The 20,743-nt window shown below is 52.9% G+C and carries 16 protein-coding genes; 15 read left to right on the top strand and 1 reads right to left on the bottom strand.

Annotation, left to right across the window (positions count from 1 at the left end):
* The first annotated feature begins 8 nt into the window (after positions 1 to 8).
* The 15 genes from murD (at position 9) to P6574_RS04005 (ending at position 19,965) form a co-directional block, all read left to right on the top strand.
* Entirely contained in the window at positions 9 to 1,409 is a 1,401-nt protein-coding gene (gene murD, locus P6574_RS03935; protein ID WP_310619085.1) for a UDP-N-acetylmuramoyl-L-alanine--D-glutamate ligase, read from the top strand.
* Positions 1,410 to 2,570 carry an FtsW/RodA/SpoVE family cell cycle protein gene (locus tag P6574_RS03940; RefSeq protein WP_310619086.1) on the top strand — a complete coding sequence of 387 codons (1,161 nt, stop codon included), beginning with the start codon at positions 1,410 to 1,412 and terminating at the stop codon, positions 2,568 to 2,570.
* Between the two features lie 27 nt (positions 2,571 to 2,597).
* The gene (gene murG, locus P6574_RS03945) at positions 2,598 to 3,713 is read left to right on the top strand and encodes an undecaprenyldiphospho-muramoylpentapeptide beta-N-acetylglucosaminyltransferase (RefSeq protein WP_310619087.1); all 1,116 of its coding nucleotides are present in this window, start codon (positions 2,598 to 2,600) and stop codon (positions 3,711 to 3,713) included.
* 4 nt (positions 3,714 to 3,717) lie between these two features.
* Positions 3,718 to 5,133 (top strand): UDP-N-acetylmuramate--L-alanine ligase, encoded by a 1,416-nt coding sequence (gene murC / locus P6574_RS03950; protein WP_310619088.1) that lies wholly within the window; start codon positions 3,718 to 3,720, stop codon positions 5,131 to 5,133.
* On the top strand, positions 5,133 to 6,104 hold the full coding sequence (murB, locus tag P6574_RS03955; protein WP_310619089.1) for a UDP-N-acetylmuramate dehydrogenase: 972 nt from the start codon (positions 5,133 to 5,135) through the stop codon (positions 6,102 to 6,104). The genes murC and murB overlap by 1 nt, the downstream gene beginning before the upstream one ends.
* A 1-nt stretch (position 6,105) precedes the next feature.
* Positions 6,106 to 7,029 (top strand): D-alanine--D-alanine ligase, encoded by a 924-nt coding sequence (locus tag P6574_RS03960; protein ID WP_310619090.1) that lies wholly within the window; start codon positions 6,106 to 6,108, stop codon positions 7,027 to 7,029.
* Positions 7,017 to 7,931 carry a cell division protein FtsQ/DivIB gene (locus P6574_RS03965; protein ID WP_310619091.1) on the top strand — a complete coding sequence of 305 codons (915 nt, stop codon included), beginning with the start codon at positions 7,017 to 7,019 and terminating at the stop codon, positions 7,929 to 7,931. Before P6574_RS03960 ends, P6574_RS03965 begins: the two co-directional genes overlap by 13 nt.
* Positions 7,928 to 9,253, top strand: a complete 1,326-nt coding sequence (ftsA, locus tag P6574_RS03970) for a cell division protein FtsA (RefSeq protein WP_310619092.1) — start codon at positions 7,928 to 7,930, stop codon at positions 9,251 to 9,253. The genes P6574_RS03965 and ftsA overlap by 4 nt, the downstream gene beginning before the upstream one ends.
* 100 nt (positions 9,254 to 9,353) lie before the next feature.
* On the top strand, positions 9,354 to 11,099 hold the full coding sequence (ftsZ, locus tag P6574_RS03975; RefSeq protein WP_310619093.1) for a cell division protein FtsZ: 1,746 nt from the start codon (positions 9,354 to 9,356) through the stop codon (positions 11,097 to 11,099).
* 239 nt (positions 11,100 to 11,338) lie between these two features.
* Entirely contained in the window at positions 11,339 to 12,301 is a 963-nt protein-coding gene (lpxC, locus tag P6574_RS03980; RefSeq protein ID WP_310619094.1) for a UDP-3-O-acyl-N-acetylglucosamine deacetylase, read from the top strand.
* 154 nt (positions 12,302 to 12,455) lie between these two features.
* Complete coding sequence (locus P6574_RS03985) at positions 12,456 to 13,319, top strand: outer membrane protein assembly factor BamD (RefSeq protein WP_405048128.1); 864 nt, start codon at positions 12,456 to 12,458, stop codon at positions 13,317 to 13,319.
* Positions 13,320 to 13,356: 37 nt separating this feature from the next.
* Positions 13,357 to 15,027 carry a DNA repair protein RecN gene (gene recN / locus P6574_RS03990; protein WP_310619096.1) on the top strand — a complete coding sequence of 557 codons (1,671 nt, stop codon included), beginning with the start codon at positions 13,357 to 13,359 and terminating at the stop codon, positions 15,025 to 15,027.
* Between the two features lie 109 nt (positions 15,028 to 15,136).
* Entirely contained in the window at positions 15,137 to 16,375 is a 1,239-nt protein-coding gene (locus P6574_RS03995; RefSeq protein WP_310619097.1) for a glycosyltransferase family 87 protein, read from the top strand.
* 115 nt (positions 16,376 to 16,490) lie between these two features.
* The gene (ligA, locus tag P6574_RS04000) at positions 16,491 to 18,662 is read left to right on the top strand and encodes an NAD-dependent DNA ligase LigA (RefSeq protein WP_310619098.1); all 2,172 of its coding nucleotides are present in this window, start codon (positions 16,491 to 16,493) and stop codon (positions 18,660 to 18,662) included.
* 151 nt (positions 18,663 to 18,813) lie between these two features.
* Entirely contained in the window at positions 18,814 to 19,965 is a 1,152-nt protein-coding gene (locus P6574_RS04005; protein WP_310619099.1) for a nitrate- and nitrite sensing domain-containing protein, read from the top strand.
* Between the two features lie 52 nt (positions 19,966 to 20,017).
* On the opposite strand, the gene P6574_RS04010 is transcribed toward P6574_RS04005, so the two are convergent.
* Positions 20,018 to 20,554: a DUF4142 domain-containing protein gene (locus P6574_RS04010; protein WP_310619100.1), complete on the bottom strand. Its 537-nt coding sequence runs from the start codon at positions 20,552 to 20,554 to the stop codon at positions 20,018 to 20,020.
* Between the last annotated feature and the right edge of the window lie 189 nt (positions 20,555 to 20,743).

Consider the following 20,743-nt stretch of genomic DNA (forward strand, 5'->3'; position numbering starts at 1 on the left):
GGCCTGCGATGATCCCGATTACCATATTCAAAGGCCGTGAAGTGGCCCTGTTCGGCCTGGGTGGATCGGGCTTGGCGACAGCCAAGGCGCTTCAAGCAGGCGGTGCGCGTGTAGACGTTTGGGACGATAGTCTTGAGCGTGTAGACGCAGCACTTGACGCTGGCCTTGATGCCATTGATCTGCATGATGCAGACTTTTCCCGCTATGCCGCTGTGGTGGTGGCACCCGGTGTGCCGCTGACGCACCCTGAACCCCATTGGGTGGTGAAGGCGGCAAAAGCAGAGGGCGTTGATGTAATCGGCGATATTGAGCTGTTTAACCTTGAACGTGAAGCCGTGTGTCCTGAAGCCGCTTTCGTGGCCATTACCGGCACCAACGGTAAATCCACTACAACAGCATTGATTGCGCACATTTTGCAAAGTGCGGGCATGGACGTGCAGATGGGCGGCAACATTGGCCGCCCTGTTCTGGATCTGGACCCGTTCAGCGAAGATAGGGTCTATGTGGTTGAATGCTCCAGTTACCAGATTGACCTTGCGCCCAGCCTGACTCCGGACGTTGGTATTTTACTGAACCTGTCGCCAGATCATCTGGACCGGCACGGCACCTTGGAAAATTATGCGGCCATCAAAGAGCGTCTGGTGAAAGGAAGCCGGCTGGCTGTTGTGGGAGTGGATGACGAGCTCTGTGCGGCCATTGCCGGGCGTTTGGAAGAAAAAGACGCGGCTGTTGAGCGCATTTCGTGCATAAACACCGTTAAGAACGGAGTTTATGCGCAAGGCTCCGCGCTTTTTGAAAGCGTTGAAGGCGAGAGTCTGGAGGCGGCTGAACTTGCGGGAATTTTGAGCCTTCGGGGTAGCCACAATGCGCAAAACGCTGCCGCTGCCCTTAGCACCGCTGCAGCACTTGGGCTGGGCATGGAGGAAATTCAGGAGGGTTTGAAGAGCTTTCCCGGCCTTGCTCATCGCCTGAAACTGGTCGGACAACATGGGCATGTGTTGTTTGTAAATGACAGCAAGGCCACCAATGCGGAAGCTACAGCCCATGCACTGGCAAGCTTTGACAGAATTTACTGGCTGGCGGGCGGGCGGCAAAAATCTGGTGGTATTGAGAGCCTGCGGGAGTACTTCCCGAAGGTGGCTAAAGCCTACTTCTTTGGTGAGGCTGCTGATGACTTTGCCAAAACCGTGGAAGGGCAGATGGATTGCCAGACCTTTGGGGGGCTGGATGAGGCGGTAACTGCTGCAAGCCGAGAGGCAGCTACAGACAAATGCGTTGAGGTTGCTGTTTTGCTGTCTCCTGCCTGCGCCTCGTTTGATCAATATGCCAATTTTGAAATTCGAGGGGATGCTTTTGAAGCGGTGAGCCAGAAATGCCTGCGCTTGCTTGCACAAGGGGGAGAGGCCTAAATGGTTTCAAGGACTGACCGCAGCGCGTTTGCCGAATGGCTTTGGACAATTGACCGCTACATGCTTTTGGGTATTTTTGTACTCATGGCATCGGGCATTGTGCTTTCGCTTGCCGCCAGTCCTGCCGTTGCAGAGCGTATCGGCATTGAAGATCCCTACCACTTTGTGAAACGCCAAGCGCTCTATTTGATCCCCTCTCTGGTGATTTTGCTTGGTGTCTCGTCCATGTCCTCGCGAATGGTGCGCAGGGTGGCTCTGGCTGTTTTCATTGGCGCTGGCCTGTTAATGGTCGCGACTATGTTTACGGGTGTGGAGATCAAAGGGGCGCGGCGGTGGTTCTCCATATTTGGCTTTTCCATTCAGCCTTCCGAATTTATTAAACCGGCGCTGGTTGTTCTGGTTGCCTTTTGCTTGACCGAGGCGAGGAAGCGGCCGGAAGTACCGGGCGGGATTATCTCTTTTCTTCTTTATGCAATTGTTGTGGCTCTTCTCGTGGCCCAGCCCGATTTTGGGCAGACCATGTTGCTCACCGTTGTGTTTTGCGGTTTGTTCTTTTTGAACGGTTTGTCCTGGTATGCCATTGTACCCATGGGCCTTGGGGGGCTTGGCGGCATGGTTGCCGGATACACCTACCTGCCGCACGTGCGCGGGCGTGTGATGCGGTTTATGGACCCTTCTTCAGGAGACAATTACCAGATAGACAAGGCTCTGGATTCCTTTCTGGCTGGCGGCTGGTTCGGGCGCGGTGTGGGAGAGGGGACCGTGAAACGTATCTTGCCTGATAGTCACACGGATTTCATTTTCGCAGTGGTGGCGGAAGAGTACGGCATTGTGATCTGCCTGTGCCTTGTCATCGCGTTTGCGTTTGTGGTTCTACGCGGACTACGCAGTGCCACGTTGGACAGTGATCCGTTCAACCGGTTGGCAATTTCGGGTTTAGTGATGATGTTCGGGCTGCAAAGCTGCATCAATATGGCTGTGAATTTGAACCTTATTCCGGCTAAGGGAATGACGCTTCCATTTATTTCCTATGGTGGGTCTTCATTGCTGGCTTTGGCGCTGACCATGGGGTTTGTTTTGGCGCTGTCCCGCCGCAGGGCACGGCCACGTCAGACCCGGAAAATTTCGCGCTCAGCCATACATACACAGTCCGTTACTTAAGTTTTAAAAGTTGGAGTTATTAAAGGAATGAAGCCGAAGATTTTGCTGACAGCAGGAGGAACAGGTGGGCACCTGTTTCCAGCTCAAGCCTTGGCGCAAGAGCTGGGGCGCAGGGGCTATGCTGTGGAGCTCCTGACTGATGAGCGGGCAGATAAATACGGCTCGGCCTTTCCGGCGGAAAAAGTTCACCTGATTGAAAGTGAAACCATTCGGGGACGCAATCCCTTGAATTTGGCAAAAACACTTTTCAAGCTGCTTAAGGGGACGCTTCAAGCCTACAAGATTATTCGCAGCTCAAATGCCACTGTGATTATCGGGTTTGGAGGATATCCCACATTCCCGCCCATGTTTGCAGCGCGTCTTGCGCGCTTGCCCTCCATTTTGCATGAAGCCAATTCGGTGATGGGCAGAGCCAACCGCATGCTTGCCAAGGGTGTGAGTGCGCTGGCAACCACTTTCGAGCTTAAACAACTGGAGCCTGCATTGAAGGCCAAAGCGGTGACTACGGGTAACCCTTTGCGCGATAACGTGCTGGCGGTTTCCAATGTGGCCTACCATACACCGGAGGTGGGCGGCTCGTTCCACCTGTTAGTCACTGGTGGCAGTCAAGGTGCAAGGTTCTTCTCGCAGGTTATGCCCCAAACGCTTGGCTTGCTCACAAGTGAAGAGCGCTCCCGCCTTGCCATTGTACAGCAGTGCCGACCGGAAGATCTGGAGCGGGTGGAAGCCACCTACCGCGAACTTGGCATTGCCGCCCAGCTGGCCCCGTTTTTTAAAGACCTTCCCGCCCATATCAGCGCCGCGCATCTTGTTCTCTCGCGTGCTGGTGCAACGACCGTTTGTGAACTGGCCGCAATTGGCAGGCCGTCCATTCTGGTGCCGCTGCCCGGTGCTATTGATAATGATCAGGGCAACAATGCCAAGGTTCTGGAAGAAGCTGGCGGTGCGTGGTCTATCGCCCAAAAAGATTTGAGCCCGCAGCGGCTGGCAGAAGAACTGCGCCGCCTGATGGGATCTCCTGAAACATTAAGTGCTGCGGCACAGGCTGCAAAAACGAAGGGACAACCGGATGCGGTTTCCCGTCTCGCCGATTTGGTTGAAGACGTTGCAGCCATGCCGCCACACAGAACACAAGGGGACTAACCCTATGAAAATGCCAGTTAACATTGGTCCGGTTCATTTCGTCGGTATCGGCGGTATCGGCATGAGTGGAATTGCCGAAGTACTCAGCACGTTGGGGTATACAGTGCAGGGCTCGGACATGTCTGAGAATGCAAATGTGCAGCGCCTTCGTGAAAAAGGCATCAAGGTGATGGTGGGGCACCGTGAGGAAAACATCGAGGGCGCTGCCGTTGTTGTGATTTCTTCCGCCATCAAGGGCGAAAACGTGGAGCTGAAAGCTGCCCGCGAGCGCCACTTGCCGGTGGTGCGCCGCGCTGAAATGCTGGCCGAGCTCATGCGTTTCAAGCAAGCCATTGCAATTGGCGGCACCCATGGAAAGACCACAACCACCTCTATGGTTTCGGCCTTGCTGGACGCAGGGGAAATGGACCCCACTGTCATCAACGGCGGGATCATCAACGCCTATGGAACCAATGCCCGCATGGGTTCCGGTGACTGGATGGTGGTGGAAGCCGATGAATCCGACGGGACGTTTGTAAAGCTTCCGGCGGATGTGGCGGTTGTGACCAATATCGACCCAGAGCATCTGGACCATTACGGTGATTTTGATGGCGTGCGTAAAGCCTTCGCCCAGTTTGTCGAAAATGTGCCGTTCTATGGCTTTGCAGTCATGTATCTGGATCATCCTGAAGTGCAGGCGCTTGTAGGGCAGATTGAAGATCGCAAGATCGTGACCTACGGCAGTAATCCGCAATCTGATGTGCGCTTTTCTGATGTTACAATGAACGGGGCAAAAGCAATCTTCAACGTTCAAATCCGTGACCGGCAAAGCGGCGTGGAAGAAACGCTTGAACAGCTGGTTCTGCCTATGCCGGGCTTGCACAACGTGGCCAACGCCACAGCGGCCATTGCTGTTGCCCACCAGCTTGGTATTTCCGGTGAGCAGATCCGCAAAGGGCTTGCCGGTTTTGGCGGTGTGAAGCGCCGCTTTACCAGAACTGGCAGCTGGAACGGTGTCGAGATTTTTGATGATTACGCGCACCACCCTGTTGAGATTAAAGCCGTACTGCATGCCGCGCGTGAGGCAACAGATGGTAAAGTGGTGGCTGTGGTGCAGCCGCACCGCTATTCCCGCCTTGAAAGCCTGTTTGACGAGTTTTGTGCCTGCTTTAACGATGCGGACAGTGTGATTGTCTCGCCGATTTTCGCAGCGGGCGAAGCACCTATCAAAGGGGCGGAGCAGTCCGATCTGGTTTCAGGGCTGAAAGCGGGAGGCCACCGTTCGGTCCACGCCATCAATGGGCCATTGGACCTGCCGGAAAAGATTGCAAACCTCACGCAAAACGGTGATTTCGTCGTGTGCCTAGGCGCTGGAAATATCACGCTGTGGGCGGCTCAATTGCCGGAAAAACTGGCGCAGTATGCGGGGGAGAACAATTAATGGAATTCCCCGATCTTCTGCCACGTCTTGGGGATGTCCGCGATGAAATTCGCGGCCGCCTTGTGCCCAACCAAATGCTCTCAAGTATCACATGGTTTCGTGTGGGTGGGCCAGCGCAGTTGTTGTTCCAGCCAGCCGATGAGTTGGACCTTACCGTATTCCTGAAGGCGCTGCCCGTAGATGTGCCCGTGACCGTTGTGGGGCTTGGCTCCAACCTTCTGGTCCGTGATGGCGGTATTGAAGGCGTTGTGATCCGCCTGCCCATGAAAGGCTTCGGGCAAATAGAGCATTTGGGCCATCACCGCTTGAAAGTGGGGGCGAGCGTTCCCGATAAAAAGCTGGCGGAAGTGGCTGCCAAGCATGAACTGGGTGGCTTTGCCTTTTATGCCGGTATTCCCGGTGCTGTAGGCGGTGCCCTGCGTATGAACGCGGGTGCCCATGGCACGGAGACCAAAGACCGTGTTGTGAGTGTGAGCGGTGTCACCCGTGAGGGGGAACTGGTGACGCTGACAAACGAGGAGATGGGATACGCCTATCGCCGCAGCAGCGCTCCTAAATCTATGATTTTCACCAGTGCGGTGTTTGAGGGCTACCACCAGAGCGAGGAAGACGTCCGCAAGGAAATCGCCGAAGTTATTGCCCACCGCGAGAAGGCTCAGCCCATTCGCGAGAAAACTGGCGGCTCTACATTCAAAAATCCTGAGGATAACAGCGCCTGGAAAGTGGTTGATGCCGCTGGATGCCGTGGATTGCAAATCGGCGGCGCAAAAATGTCGGAATTGCACTGCAACTTTATGTTGAACGTTGAGGGGGCAAGTGCATTCGATCTGGAAAGCCTTGGGGAAACCGTTCGGGCCCGCGCTCTTGAAACAACCGGTATTGAGCTGGAATGGGAAATTAAACGTCTTGGCCTGTTTAAGGACGGGCAGGGCGTGGAGCCATTTCTAGGTGCGATGAAAGAAGAGCTTTAACATGAGCAAGCATGTTGCCGTATTGATGGGTGGATGGGTTTCCGAGCGGCCCGTGTCTTTGAGCTCTGGCAATGCCTGCGCCGATGCACTGGAAAGTGCTGGCTACAAAGTGACCCGCGTTGATGTGGACCGCAATATTGCTGAGGTTTTGAAGAACCTGAAGCCCGATGTGGTGTTTAACGGCCTGCATGGTCCTTTTGGCGAAGACGGCTGTATTCAGGGCATTTTGGAGATTCTGGAAATTCCCTACACCCATTCGGGTGTCATGGCCTCTGCAATGGCTATGAACAAGGTGAAAGCCAAAGCTATCATGCAGGCGGCAGGCGTTCCCGTGGCCGAAGAGTTTATCGTAAACCGTTTTGTGGCGGCGAAGTCGCATGTGATGAAACCGCCTTATGTGGTGAAGCCCATCAGCGAAGGTTCAAGCTTTGGCGTCTTGATCGTTCGCGAGGATCAGGAACACCCTCCACAAGAGCTAACCCGTCATGACTGGTCCCATGAGGACATGGTGATGGTGGAGCGGTTTATTCCCGGTAGGGAACTGACCTGTGCTGTGATGGACGGCAAAGCGCTGGACGTGATCGAGATCGTGCCACTTGGGCATGGCTTTTATGATTATGATAGCAAATATGTTCCCGGTGGGTCTCAGCACATACTTCCTGCGGAAATTTTACCTCCTGTTTACCAAGAACTACAGAAACTAAGTGTTAAGGCACATGAAGCTTTGGGTTGCCGCGGTATTTCACGGGCTGATTTTCGGCTTGATGATGGACCTAGCGGTACAGGTGAGCTGATCTGTCTTGAAGTAAACACACAACCAGGCATGACACCAACTTCGCTTGTTCCTGAAATGGCGGCACACGCCGGCTACAAATTCAAAGAACTGGTAAGTTGGATGGTGGAGGACGCAAGTTGCGGAAGATAAAGGCAAAATTAGGCGTTTGGCGTTCATCTGGCTTCACCCGGGCACTACTCGGGCCACGTTCAGGTGTGTCTCGTCTGCACCAACGATCCCCTCATGGGGTTGAGGGTTTTTTTGCTTTTCTGCCCCGATGGGCAGGGCCAGCCGGAGCGCTGGGTTTTCTGTTGCTTTCCGCTGGATATGGTATCGTTTTGGGCGGGCACGGGCGTGCATTTTCCGAATCAGTTACCGCTTCCCTCGGGTTTGCCGTGGATGAAATCGAACTGGATGGCCTTCAGAGGGTGGCAGAGTTCCAGATTCTGGAGGCGCTGGAGCTGGAAGACCGGCCATCTTTGATACTTTTTGATGCATATTCGGCGCGAGAGCGCCTTGAGAAGATTTCATGGATAAAAAGCGTTAGTATTCAAAAGCTTTTCCCCGGTACGCTGAAGATCAAGATTGATGAACAGGTTCCTTACGCGCTATGGCAGCGGGGGGACATTATTTCGGTGATCAACGAACAGGGAGAAGTGATTACAGATGAAGTGGATGGGCGCTATGCAAACCTGTTGCGGGTGGTGCACCACGGGGCGCAGCGGCGCGCAGGAGAAATTATGCTGGAGTTGGAACGCTTTCCTGAACTTCGCTCCAGAGTCCGCGCAGCCAGCCTTATCTCGGATCGTCGCTGGGATTTGAACCTTGAAAACGGAATTACCGTCCGTTTGCCGGAAATCGGCATTTTTGCAGCTTTGAGTGAACTCACTCGTTTGGATAAAGAGGGTGGACTACTGAGTAGAGATATTGTGGCGATTGATTTGCGTTTAAATGACCGGGTTGTGGTTCGGCTTTCCGAAGCCGCTGCCCTCAGGCGCAAAGCCGCGATCAAGGCACGCCCGAGCCGCTCCAAAATAGGGGCCGATACATGAGTACGGGGAAAAAGAACATAATTTATCTACCCCGTATGCGCCCGCTTTCCAGCAGGCGCAGTTCCGTTGTTTCTGTTCTGGATGTGGGTTCTACAAAGGTTTGTTGCCTGATTGCCCGCCTTAAGCCTGCGGAAGAGGGGGAGCTGCTTGAAGGGCGCTCCCACGCGATTGAAATTCTCGGCTATGGCTATCAGCGCTCGGAGGGTGTGCGCGGCGGCGGTGTTGTGGAACTGGCCTTGGCGGAAAAAGCCATTCGCCGTGCAGTTGATAAAGCGGAGAGAATGGCCGGGGTTCGCGTTGAATCCCTGATTTCAAGTGTAACTTGTGGCCGCTTGCAAAGCGAAATTTTCACAGCCAGCGTTCCCCTTAAAAACGAAAGCGTTTCAGATAATGACATCCAGAGGGTTCTGTCGGCAGGATCCTCCCATACGGTGACTGAGGGGCGGGCCATTATGCATTCCCTGCCAATCTCCTACAGTCTGGATGGAAATAGCGGTATGCGTAACCCGGGCGGTATGATGGGACGCAAGCTGGGTGTGGACATGCAAGTGGTCACCACAGATATTCTACCTGTGCGTAATCTGGAACTGTGTATCGAAAGAGGACACCTAAACGTTGAAACGCTGGTCGCCACGCCTTATGCATCTGGTTTGGCTTGTCTTGTAGAAGACGAGATGGAACTGGGTGTTGCCTGTATCGACATGGGAGGCGGGACGACAACGATTTCGATTTTTGCAGATGGGCAAATGGTCCATCTGGACGCCATTGGCATTGGCGGACAACATGTTACGACAGATATAGCACAGGCGCTTTCGACCAAGCTGGAGGATGCGGAGCGGATCAAGACACTTTATGGCTCTGCATTGCACAGCGCTGTGGATGACACAGATTTTATCTCTGTTCCACCGGTAGATGTGGATGGAGATCTCCCGACGCAAGTTCCCCGTGCTATGCTAACGCGCGTTATTCGTCCGCGTATCGAGGAAACCATGGAAATGGTTCGGGACCGTTTGGTGGAATCCGGGTTCGCAGGACGTGTTGGAAAAAGGGTTGTGCTGACGGGGGGAGCCTCTCAGCTGACCGGACTTTCAGAAACCGCACGCCGGTTTTGGGGGCGTAATGTGCGGTTGGGTCGTCCGCTTGGGGTTTCGGGTTTGCCGGATGAAGCCAAGGGGGCAGCCTATTCTGCTGCAGCGGGTTTGCTGGTTTACCCGCAAGTTGCGCAGATTGAACAATTTGAACCACGCTCGGCTCGTAGCAGCTGGGGGGGCCGAGGTAATTATTTTGCCCGTTTCGGGCAATGGATTAAAGAGAGTTTCTAACGCTTGGGCGTTGGAGTTGAATTTCGCCATGGTTGGGGCGAACGCACGAGAGAGATGGTATTAGGTCCTATGGACCTATCCAAAGGGTCGCGAGGGTAATATGACAATTAACCTGAAAATGCCTGATATTCAGGAGCTGAAGCCGAGGATCACCGTTTTCGGTGTCGGCGGCGGCGGTGGTAATGCCGTCAACAACATGATTACGACTGGCCTGCAAGGCTGTGACTTTGTGGTTGCCAACACGGATGCGCAAGCTCTGGCCCTGTGTCAGGCCGAGCGTGTTATTCAGATGGGCGTGGCTGTAACGGAAGGTCTGGGCGCAGGATCCCAGCCAGAAGTTGGCTGTGCGGCTGCGGAAGAAGTGATTGACGAGATCAATGATCATCTCTCCGGTTCCCATATGGTGTTCATCACCGCCGGTATGGGCGGGGGCACCGGTACAGGTGCGGCTCCTGTTGTTGCCCGTGCTGCCCGTGAACAGGGTATACTGACTGTTGGTGTCGTTACCAAACCTTTCCAGTTTGAAGGCAGCCGCCGTATGCGTGTTGCAGAAGCCGGAATTGAAGAACTTCAGCGCCACGTTGATACACTTATTGTAATTCCGAACCAGAACTTGTTCCGTATTGCAAATGCCCAGACGACATTTGCGGATGCCTTTTCCATGGCAGATGAGGTTCTTTATTCCGGTGTTGCAAATGTAACAGACTTGATGGTCAAAGAAGGTCTGATTAATCTGGACTTTGCCGATGTTCGCTCCATAATGCGCGGTATGGGTAAAGCTATGATGGGTACTGGTGAGGCTTCCGGTGAAAACCGTGCCCAGCAGGCTGCAGAAGCTGCAATTGCGAACCCGCTTCTGGATGAAACGTCCATGAAAGGTGCGCGCGGCCTTCTGATTTCCATTACAGGTGGTAATGACCTGACTTTGTTTGAAGTGGATGAAGCTGCCACACGTATTCGTGAGGAAGTGGACCCTGATGCCAACATCATCCTTGGTGCAACCTTTGATGAAAATCTTTCCGGCACCATTCGGGTTTCTGTTGTTGCGACCGGTATTGATCTGGCTGAACAGGCCGCGGCCTCTCCTACTGATGCACGTCTGGCGGAATTGACTGAACGTCTACAATCTGCAGGGGCTGCAAAGCCTGCTGCCGCGCCCGCTGCACCGCGCAAAGCCTCGCCCCCCGCTGCTCCGCGTCCAACGCCTGCTCAGCAAGCCCCAGTGGCAGCTGCCAGTGATCCGGAAGTGGAAATTGCTCCATACCAGCCCCGGCGCTATGACCAGCAGGTAAGCAATTTGCAGGACATGGACGAGCAAACTCCTGCTGCGACGGTTGAGGAGACATTAGTTCCCCAGCCTTTTATTCCACCGGCCGCGGAAGAGGTTGAGTTTTCGCCTCGCATGCCGCGTGCCGACGAATTTCCTCCAGTTGCTCAGCGTGAAGTGGCTGTTAAAACCAGTGCCCCAGTAGAGCCTGCCCAACCTTCGAAGCCTGCTCAGTCAGCTCCTGTTGCTGAAGCGGCCCCTTTCACAGGTGGCTCTGATGTACACTATGAGGAAGAAGATCGCCGTCCTATGGGTCTTCTGCGTCGCTTGGCTGGCGGACTGGCTCGCCGTGAAGATGAACATTCAGAGGATGCTCATGAGGGTGACGAAGGTGATCCTTTTGAAACTCCTCGTCAGGCACCAACATTCCGCTCTGCGCCAGATGGCTCTGCACCCGCAGGCAACCACGGAGCAGCCGGTCAGTTGGACCAGAATGGCCGTGCAGTTGGTGCACAGCGTTCGACCATTGAAGATGACCAGTTGGAGATCCCTGCGTTTTTACGTAGGCAAGCCAACTAGGTGTTGAAAACTCGCGTCTCTCGGCAGCAATTCGGAGTATCTCCGGATTGCTGCAGCGTTTTTCAGGGTACTAACTAGGCAAAACTACCCATAAAAAGTCCTTCGTTACAAAACGTAATAAAGCTTTATTTCAATCTGACTGACTCTATCGGTATTCTTAGGATTAATCAGTGGGGCAATTCAGATAGTGGCCAATCAGCGTAAGAAATGACTGGGCCAAATCAATAAAGGCTTTAATTATGAAAATGCGTGTCGCGCAACAGACAACGCTTGCAGACAGCGTTACACTTAACGGGATTGGAGTGCACTCCGGGCGACCTGCATCCATCACCATGCATCCTGCAGAAGCGCATACGGGCATCGTTTTTCAAAGAACCGACAATGAAGCTGCAAGCGAAACTCCGGCACACTGGAAAGCTGTAACTGCAACAGCCCTGTGTACCGTGATTGGTGACCCTGACAGCAACGGTGTCTCCACCATTGAGCACCTGATGGCCGCGATCCGCGCCATGGGTCTTGATAATGCCTTGATTGAAATTGATGGCCCTGAAACGCCAATTATGGACGGAAGCTCCGAGGCGTTTGTGGAAGCTATCGAGCACACTGGTCTGCGCAAACTCAATGCCAAGCGTCGCTACATTCGCATTAAAGAATCCGTGCGCGTGGAGCAGGGCGATCAGTGGTGTGAGCTGCACCCGCATAATGGTCAGCGTTTCAACATTACAATTGATTTCGATAGTGCCGTGATCGGTGAGCAGAAGATCGAATTCGACCTGACGCCCGAGCTGTTCAAGAATGAAATTTCCCGCGCCCGCACCTTTGGTTCTGTGGCCGATGTGGAAAAACTCTGGAAACTGGGTTTTGCCATGGGTTCTTCACTGGAAAACTCAGTTGCGCTGGACGGGGACAAGGTTCTCAATCCCGAAGGTACACGCTGGGGCGACGAGTTCGTTCGTCATAAAAGTCTGGATGCCGTTGGGGATCTGGCCCTTGCAGGCCTGCCGATCTTGGGTGAATACCGCTCTTATAAAGGCGGCCACCGCATGAACCACGCTATCTTGGTGGAACTCTTCAAGCACCCAGAGGCTTTCGAGATTGTCGAATCTGATCACTCTATTGCTGATCGCGTTCCTATGGAAAAAGGCCATGCGGAAATGGCTGGCGGGTTACACACAGCTGCTTTCAGTCCGAAAGTGGCCTGATAAATAGTAAATATACATAGGTTTTCTTCTTCGACTGGCATAATTTAGCATCAAAACGGCCACGGGTACGTGACGTGGTCGTTGCATTAGGTTAGAAGCTGAGCAGGGGAAGGGTTTTCCGAATCCATTCTGTTGTGAGGAGCTGGATAAATTGCTGCTTTTTGGTACTGTTCGGGGGGCTAAGCCGAGCCTTCGACTTTCTAATATTGTTAAGACATTCGCACTTGTGAGTTTGATCGCTGTGGCCGGTTGCGCGTCCAAGGATCAAACTTCGGATCTGGACTTTGAAGAAGCTCCTGCCGAGCTGTTGTATAACCAAGGTCTGGCTTTGCGTGCCGAAGGCAATCTCAAGGAAGCGGAGCGCAAGTTCTCTGAACTGGACCGTGTCTATCCTTACTCGGAATATGCACGTAAATCCCTGATCAATATCGCATACCTGAATTACACCATGCGGCGTTATCCAGAAACGGTTTCCGCTGCAAAACGCTTTGTGAGCCTTTATCCCGGTCACGAGGATTCTGCTTATGCACTGTTCCTGATCGGTCAGTCTTATTTTGCGCAGATCCCGGATATCGGGCGTGACCAGAAAGCGGCAGCCCAAGCTATGGGCGCCATGCAAGAGGTTATCCAGCGTTATCCCGATTCAGAGTATGCAACTGAGGCACGCAAGAAAATCCGCATTGCACAGGATCAGCTGGCCGGTAAAGAGATGGAAGTGGGGCGCTACTATCTCAAGCGCAAGAACTATCTTGCGTCCATCAACCGCTTCAAAGTGGTTGTAACCAACTACCAGACCACCCGCCATGTGGAAGAAGCCCTGTTCCGTTTGACAGAGAGCTACTACGCTCTGGGTGTTATTAATGAAGCACAAACTGCTGCTGCTGTTCTGGGGCACAACTTCCCGCAGAGCCAGTGGTACCGTGATTCCTATTCTCTGTTGCAAAAGGGTGGTTATGAGCCTGAAGAGAATAAGCGCAGCTGGATTAGTAAAGCATTTGGCGCTATTGCGGGGTCTTAACGGACAGGACTAGATTTAAGGATGCATCGCGGGTCTCATGCTTTGTGAACTTTCTATTCGCGACATCGTGCTCATTGACAGGCTTGATCTGCAGTTCAATGAAGGAATGAGTGTACTTACCGGTGAAACTGGAGCCGGTAAGTCTATCCTGTTGGACTCTTTGAGCCTTGCTCTTGGTGGGCGTGGTGATGCTGGCCTTGTGCGCAATGGTACCAAGCAGGGTCAGGTTACGGCAGTTTTTGACGTGCCCATGAGCCACAAGGTGCGGGCACTGCTTGCTGAAAATGATCTGGAAGCGGATGCGGATGTAATCTTGCGCCGTGTTCAGGCTTCCGATGGGCGTACACGTGCTTTTATCAATGATTCTCCTGTAAGCGCTGGCCTTTTACGTCAAGTTGGGGCGAGCCTTGTTGAAGTGCATGGGCAGCACGACGACAGAGCGTTGATTGACCCTGAAAGCCATCGCCAGATCCTCGACAGTTTCGGCTCTTTGGAAGACCTTGTTTCCGCCACTGGTGAAAAGTTCCAAGCATACAAAGCCGCAGAAAAAGCTCTGAAGGAACTTCGCGCTCGCATTGAAGAGGCTAGGCGCGAAGCGGATTATCTGCGCTCCAGTGTTGATGAGCTTTCCACTTTGAACCCGCAAGAGGGGGAAGAAGAAGAGCTTGCCCTTTCCCGTCAGGACATGATGCAGGTTGAGAAAGTTGCAGGAGACCTGAAAGACGCCTTTGATACGCTGGACGGGCCATCTTCTCCGGTTCCCGAGCTTTCAAGCCTTTGGCGCCGGTTGGAACGCAAAGTTGATCTGGCCCCTCAGTATCTGACAGGTGTGGTGGAGCAACTTGGTGCCGCGCTCGATAATATCGAGGATGCACGTTCAGGTTTGGAAGATGCTGTTCGCGATACCAACTTTGATCCGCGCGAGCTTGAGCAGACCGAGGAGCGATTGTTTGCTCTTCGAGCTGCCGGACGCAAGTATTCTTGCCATGTAGATGCCTTGCCGCGCCTTCGTGAAACTATGGAGCGGGATCTTGGCGATCTGGATGCAGGGGAGGGCAAGCTGCTTGAGCTTGAAGCCGCTGTTGGCCAGACGCGGGATGCCTATGACAAACTTGCTCAGGAACTTAGCGAGAAAAGGCGGGAAGCTGCCCGTGCTTTGGAGGAGGTAGTCCACCAAGAACTGCCGGCTTTGAAGCTGGAGCGGGCTCGCTTCATTATCCAGCAGGAAACACAGCTGGAACACCGCGGGGCAGATGGCACAGATACTATCGAATTCTGGGCCCAGACTAACCCCGGCAGTCGTCCCGGCCCCATGTTTAAAGTGGCCTCAGGTGGTGAGCTCTCACGCTTTTTGCTAGCCCTTAAAGTGTCTTTGGCGGACAAAGGCTCTGCGCCGACGCTTGTGTTTGACGAAATTGATACGGGCGTGGGCGGAGCGGTGGCCGAGGCTATTGGCTTGCGTCTTGCACGCTTGGCCGCAACGGTTCAGGTGCTCACTGTCACCCACGCGCCGCAAGTGGCCGCAAGAGCCAACGGCCATTTCCTCATTCAAAAAGGGGAGGTGGAAAAAGACGTGGTTATCACGCAGGTCCAACAGATTGCAGAGGCGGACCGACAGGAAGAAATTGCCAGAATGCTCTCCGGTGCGGTTATCACCGAAGAAGCAAGAGCCGCTGCCATGCGTCTGATGGGGAATGTTTCTAGCTAAGCCAGTAAAAGGCAGTTGTAAAAACTAGTTAGATTTGTTTTTTCAATAATTTAACCAGTTTTAACCTAGGCTAAAGGCATGGTTCCCCACTAAGGAAAGCTGCTGTGCTATGCTGGGTGTTTTTCCACGTCTGAGTGCTTATTTCACTGTTATTCTTCTTGTTACCTGCATTGGTGGTCCCATTTATATTTGGGCACTGTGGAACCACTCGGACCACTTTCAGGACCTTTCCAGTGTGGGAGGGGATTTTCTGTATTTTTATGACAGTGCAAAGCTTGCGGTTATGGGCAAGGCGGAAGCCTTGATGAATTATGCGGGGGCGTCCCCAGTTTATGATAGTGGAAGAAACTATTATAGTTGGGTTTTCCCTCCGAGCTTTCTGGCGATCCTGCTCCCCTTTTCTACCTTTAGTTTTTTGAATGGCTATCTGCTGTGGTTCGGCCTGAGCCTTGTTGTTTTTCTGGCTTCTTGTAGTGGATATTTGCATCCCCTTAGACGGAGTATCTTCCTTCTTTTTGCACCTGCAACTCTAGTCGTTTTGTTTTTTGGACAAAGCGGGTTGCTGGTGGCCGCAATATTATGTGGTGGACTGCGTTTAATTGATAATCGTCCGGCTTTAGGGGGACTGCTTTTGGGCTTTATGTTTATAAAGCCGGAACTAGCCCTTTTGATACCGTTCGCCTTAATTGCGCAAGGCAACATTATTGGGTTTTGCACCATGTTAACGAGTGCAGGGCTCACAGTTGTTGGAAGCGTTTTGCTTTTCGGGGCACCAGCATGGTTGAACTATCTGGATACGGGGCCGCAAGCTCTTTTCTCTCTTCTTACATCTGCAGATAGTGTTTCCTTGCAGCTGATGCCGTCAATCTATGGGGCTATGAGGCTTCTCGGATTTTCAGGGAGTTTGGCTCTTGTTGTAATGGGAGTATCGTTTCTGGCCGCTCTTAGCATTACATTCTGGCTGTTCCTGACCCCTCGGGAGCATTCCAGCCGCAATCTGGCGTTTGGCCTGTGCTGCCTACTTGCCTCTCCTCTGGTGTTTTTGTGGGATCTCGCGATTGTTGTGCCGCTCATGTTCATTTTCGCCTGTAAATCGAAAGTGTTCGATAATGTTTTGGGCTCGTCCTATACGGGGGCGGCGCTTCTCATGGGGGTCTATTTGTTGCCGCTGGTGGGCTTTGGGCTGGCGGCCCACGGTTTTCCAATTGGGCCCTTTGTTCTCATCAGTGCTCTGGCCTATTTGCTATATGATCTGATGGTACAAAAGCGTGCAGCGCGGGCAGCGATGGCCGAGGCCCGGAGCGAGAACCTTCACATACCGGATGCGGCAAGTTCCCAGCGTTCTTGAGGGGAAGAGCCACTTACCTTTGAGAAACTGCTGGAGAGGGCTAAAGCTTTCTTGTCGTTCAAACACAGCTATGCAAAATAGCTGAAAACTTCAAACGACAGGATAGGAAAAGCTGGTGGCTGAATCGCTTCGTCCAAACGAGATCTCCCAAGACGATTTGAGCAAGGCTGAGGCCGAGCAAAGGTTAGAGCAGCTTGCACAGCTCATTCAAAAATATGATGAAGCCTATCACACCAAAGACGCGCCGCTGGTAACTGATGCGGACTATGACAGGTTGCGGCGGGAAAACGAGAGGCTGGAGGACCTGTTTCCCGACTTGGTGCGTCAGGACAGCCCCTCGCAAAGGGTTGGCGGAGAGCTTGCTGAGGGCTTTAGCAAAATCTCCCATGCTGTCCCCATGCTTTCCCTTGATAACGCGTTCTATGACAAGGACGTGGAAGACTTTATCGGCAAGGTGCGCCGGTTCTTACGCTATGATCCATTGATGGGTGCACTTGCTATTACGGCAGAGCCGAAGATTGACGGGCTCTCTCTTGCTGTGCGCTATGAAAAGAGAAAGCTTGTGCATGCGGTGACCCGTGGTGACGGGTCTACGGGCGAAAATGTGACAGCCAACGCGCTGACCATTGCTGATATTCCAAAAGAATTACCAGAAGGCGTTCCTGAGGTCGTTGAGGTTCGGGGTGAGGTTTATATGTCTCACGCCGATTTTACTGGTTTGAACGAGCGTATGGTGGCCAATGGCGGCAAAGCTTTTGCCAACCCGCGCAATGCGGCTGCCGGGTCTTTAAGGCAGCTAAATTCCAAAATAACTGAGTCCCGTCCTTTGAAGTTCTTTGCCTATGCGTGGGGGGAGATGTCCGAGATGAGCGCGGATACCCAGATGGGCATGGTTGAGGCTTTCGCCAAGTGGGGGTTCGTGGTGAACCCGCTCATGAAGCGATGCGAGAGCGCGCAGGACTTGCTTGCCGTTTATCACGGTATTGAAGAGGACCGAGCTGACCTTGGCTATGACATAGACGGGGTGGTTTACAAAGTAGATCGTTTGGATTTGCAAGAACGGCTCGGGTTTGTTTCCCGTTCTCCCCGTTGGGCCATTGCCCATAAATTCCCGGCGGAGCGGGCCTTTACCACTTTGAACGAGATTGAAATTCAGGTAGGGCGCACGGGGGCGCTGACGCCGGTTGCCAAGTTGGAGCCGGTTACCGTGGGCGGCGTGGTTGTCTCCAATGCGACTTTGCATAATGAAGATTACATCAAGGGTATTGGACAGAACGGCGAGCCCATTCGTGGAGGAAAGGATCTTCGTGCAGGTGATACGGTGATCATCCAGCGGGCGGGTGATGTTATTCCGCAGATTGTGGATGTGGACTTGGACAAGAGAGATGAAGAGGCTTGCGCCTTTGAATTTCCAAAAGTTTGTCCGGCCTGCGGTTCTCATGCGGTGAGGGAGAAAAATCCAGCATCCGGCCGTATGGACGCTGTGCGCCGGTGTACGGGTGGTTTGATCTGCCCTGCGCAGGCGGTGGAGAAACTCAAACACTTTGTGTCCCGCAACGCCTTTGATATCGACGGGCTGGGCGAAAAGCAGGTTGAAGCATTTTTTGAACTCTCGTTAGAAGAGGGCGGTGTTCATACACCCGCTGATATTTTCACGTTGCGAGAGCGGGATAAGGCCTCGCTTGTTAAATTGCGCAGCCGTGAAGGATGGGGAGCCGTTTCCGCTCGTAAACTCTTCGATGCCATTGACGCCCGTCGCCAGATTGACCTCAACCGGCTGATTTTTGGTCTTGGAATTCGCCATGTGGGAGAGGGAAACGCCAAACTTCTGGCCCGGGCCTATGGTTCATGGGGGGCTTTTCAGACAGCTATGCGGGCTGCCCATGAGGAAGGAAGCGAGGCCTTTAAGGAGTTGAATGATATTGACGGCATTGGCAGCGCGGTGGCAATTGCTCTGGTTGAGTTCTTTAGCGAACCTCACAACCTGGAAGTTCTGGACAAACTGCTGAGCGAGATCACCCCTAACGATTTTATTGTTGCTGATACATCGGGTAGCCCTGTTGCGGGAAAAACACTGGTGTTCACCGGCAGTTTGGAGCGCATGAGCCGGGACGAGGCCAAAGCCCGAGCCGAAGCGCTGGGTGCGAAAGTCTCCGGCTCGGTCTCCAAGAAGACCGACATGGTGATCGCCGGTCCGAAAGCAGGTTCCAAGCTGACCAAGGCGCAATCCTTGGGCATCTCGGTTATCTCCGAGGATGACTGGTTTGATTTGACTAAAGATTTGTAGAGGGTTCACCCTTTGAAAACCAATAAAAGCTTCCCACCACATATGAAGGGATAAAACTGAATATAAGAGGGGTACAACTGAGCAAGGCCAAGTTGTGAGTTGAGGAGATGGCGCTATAGGACAAGCAGGCTCTTTACAGGTCAAACTCGTATTGCTAACAGCAGTTCCCCTTTTATGTGCTTTGGTTTTTGCGTGTTGGCTTGTTTATACGGTTTACGCTCAAGTGGACCGGCATGAGCGTTTGCGTCCGGTTATTGAGCTTTCCGACAGTGCGGATGACTTGATCCATCAAATCCAGCTGGAGCGCAGCCTCACTAGCGCGCTTATTTCCTCGCGCTACGGACGGGAGGAAGCCCGCAATCTGATAGGTCTGCGGGTGCAGATTGATGACCAGCTGGTGCAGTTCGAGGCGTTGGTCCAGCTGCTGCAAAAAAATAATCCGGAAGAGTTTAAAGGGCTTCAGCCTATTTTTGCAGTGGCGGGGCAACTTTCCAAAGTGCGGGAGCTGGTCCAAAACAAAAAAGTCTCTGCCAATACGGCAGTTGGCCTTTATAATCGTATTGTCGTTGTATTCATGCGGATTATGGCAATGGCAACTGAGGCGAGCCCTTCTATCCAGATATCTCAGGAGTTATTGCCACTTTTACAATTGGTGGGGCTTCGCGAGGCTGGCGGCTTGGAGCGCGGATATGGGGTTGATCTGCTCAATCGCCTGAATACGGAAAGGCCATTGGAACGTGCTTTCATGCCTATGCTGGAAGCTCTGGGTGCCGAAAAAGTTTTCATGCGCGCATTTGAGGCGGCAGCCACCCCAACGCAGATGGAAATTTTGATGAGAGTAACAAAAAGTCCAGAATTTCAGGACTTTAACGTGTATCGGCTTATCCTCTCCCAATTGCCAGAGACCCAAAACTCAAAAGGGATAACGGCTAGTTTATGGTTCGAGAGTGCAACAGAAAGACTGGATGAACTTTACCACCTTTCCGAGGAAATCGCAGAAAGAGCCAAGGCGGTCTCCGCCACTCAGTTGGCAACACTTCAAAAGCAGCTGCTGGCTGTTACCGTGATTGCGATAACCTTGATTTTTGCAGTACTTGTCTTTTCCATCATCAGCCTGACCGGCATTACGGGGGCAATGGCCAGGCTTCTCAAGTCCATGAGTGAACTGGCGAAGGGCAAGACCTATTTTGAAGTGCCGCAACAGGAACGGCGTGATGAAATTGGAGAATTATCACGGGTGGCAGAAGCCATTCGCATGCGCTTGTGGGGGCGGGAGCTGCGCAAAAAGGGCTTGGATAAATGATCGGCTTTGGCGCATTGCGCGTGTACACCGATCTTGCCAAACCCGCGCTTGGTTACAGGGACTTCTTAATCTGCGCCAGCATGTACAAATGGCTATGAATAAAGGCAACCAATATTCTGGCTGAGGCTGCTTGAGGGGTTGAAGAGGGCTGCTTTGCTTCAGGCCGCTGAATTGGCAGTAGGGCTTGGTGTCCTGCAATTTCTGTCTCTATGTAGAGCTGGTCAAAGGCGGGGCCGGACTGCATTTTTTCAAGTTCTTGAAAAGTTTTCTCAAGATTTTCCGGCCGCTTTGGTGCGTGTTTGATTATGGGTAATAAGATGCTGCCAACTGCTGCCTGCTCGTCTTCTTCGAGCACTGCAAACTGGCGGACTCTGTCAGAGGCGGCCTTGGTTTTTGCCATATGGCTTATTTCCAAAGAGAACATACCGATTTTTAAAGTGTTGGGTATATAGGCATCTGGCGCTGTGTTGGCAGTACTATCCGCCTTTGCCGCTACGGCAAGTAGAGAGCCAAGGGTGAGTGATGATAATCCAAGAAGTGTACCTCTTCTGTTGAGTTCACTTGTTAAAGAGGGCGTATTAAGCAGCATTGGAACCTACCTTTTATAGCTACGTATTTGTTCTGCGGTGCTCTTTGACTTAGCCTGTACAAGAGAGCTATTGGAGGCAAGGACAGGATATGGAGATGCTTAAGTTCCACTGAAACTGAATGGGAAAGTTTAGAGAGAAAAACAGGTAGTCTTGGATAATAGGGTGTGAAGGAGCTATGGGGGGCTCTC

This window comes from Pseudovibrio sp. M1P-2-3, from assembly GCF_031501865.1.
Classification (GTDB): Bacteria; Pseudomonadota; Alphaproteobacteria; order Rhizobiales; family Stappiaceae; genus Pseudovibrio; species Pseudovibrio corallicola.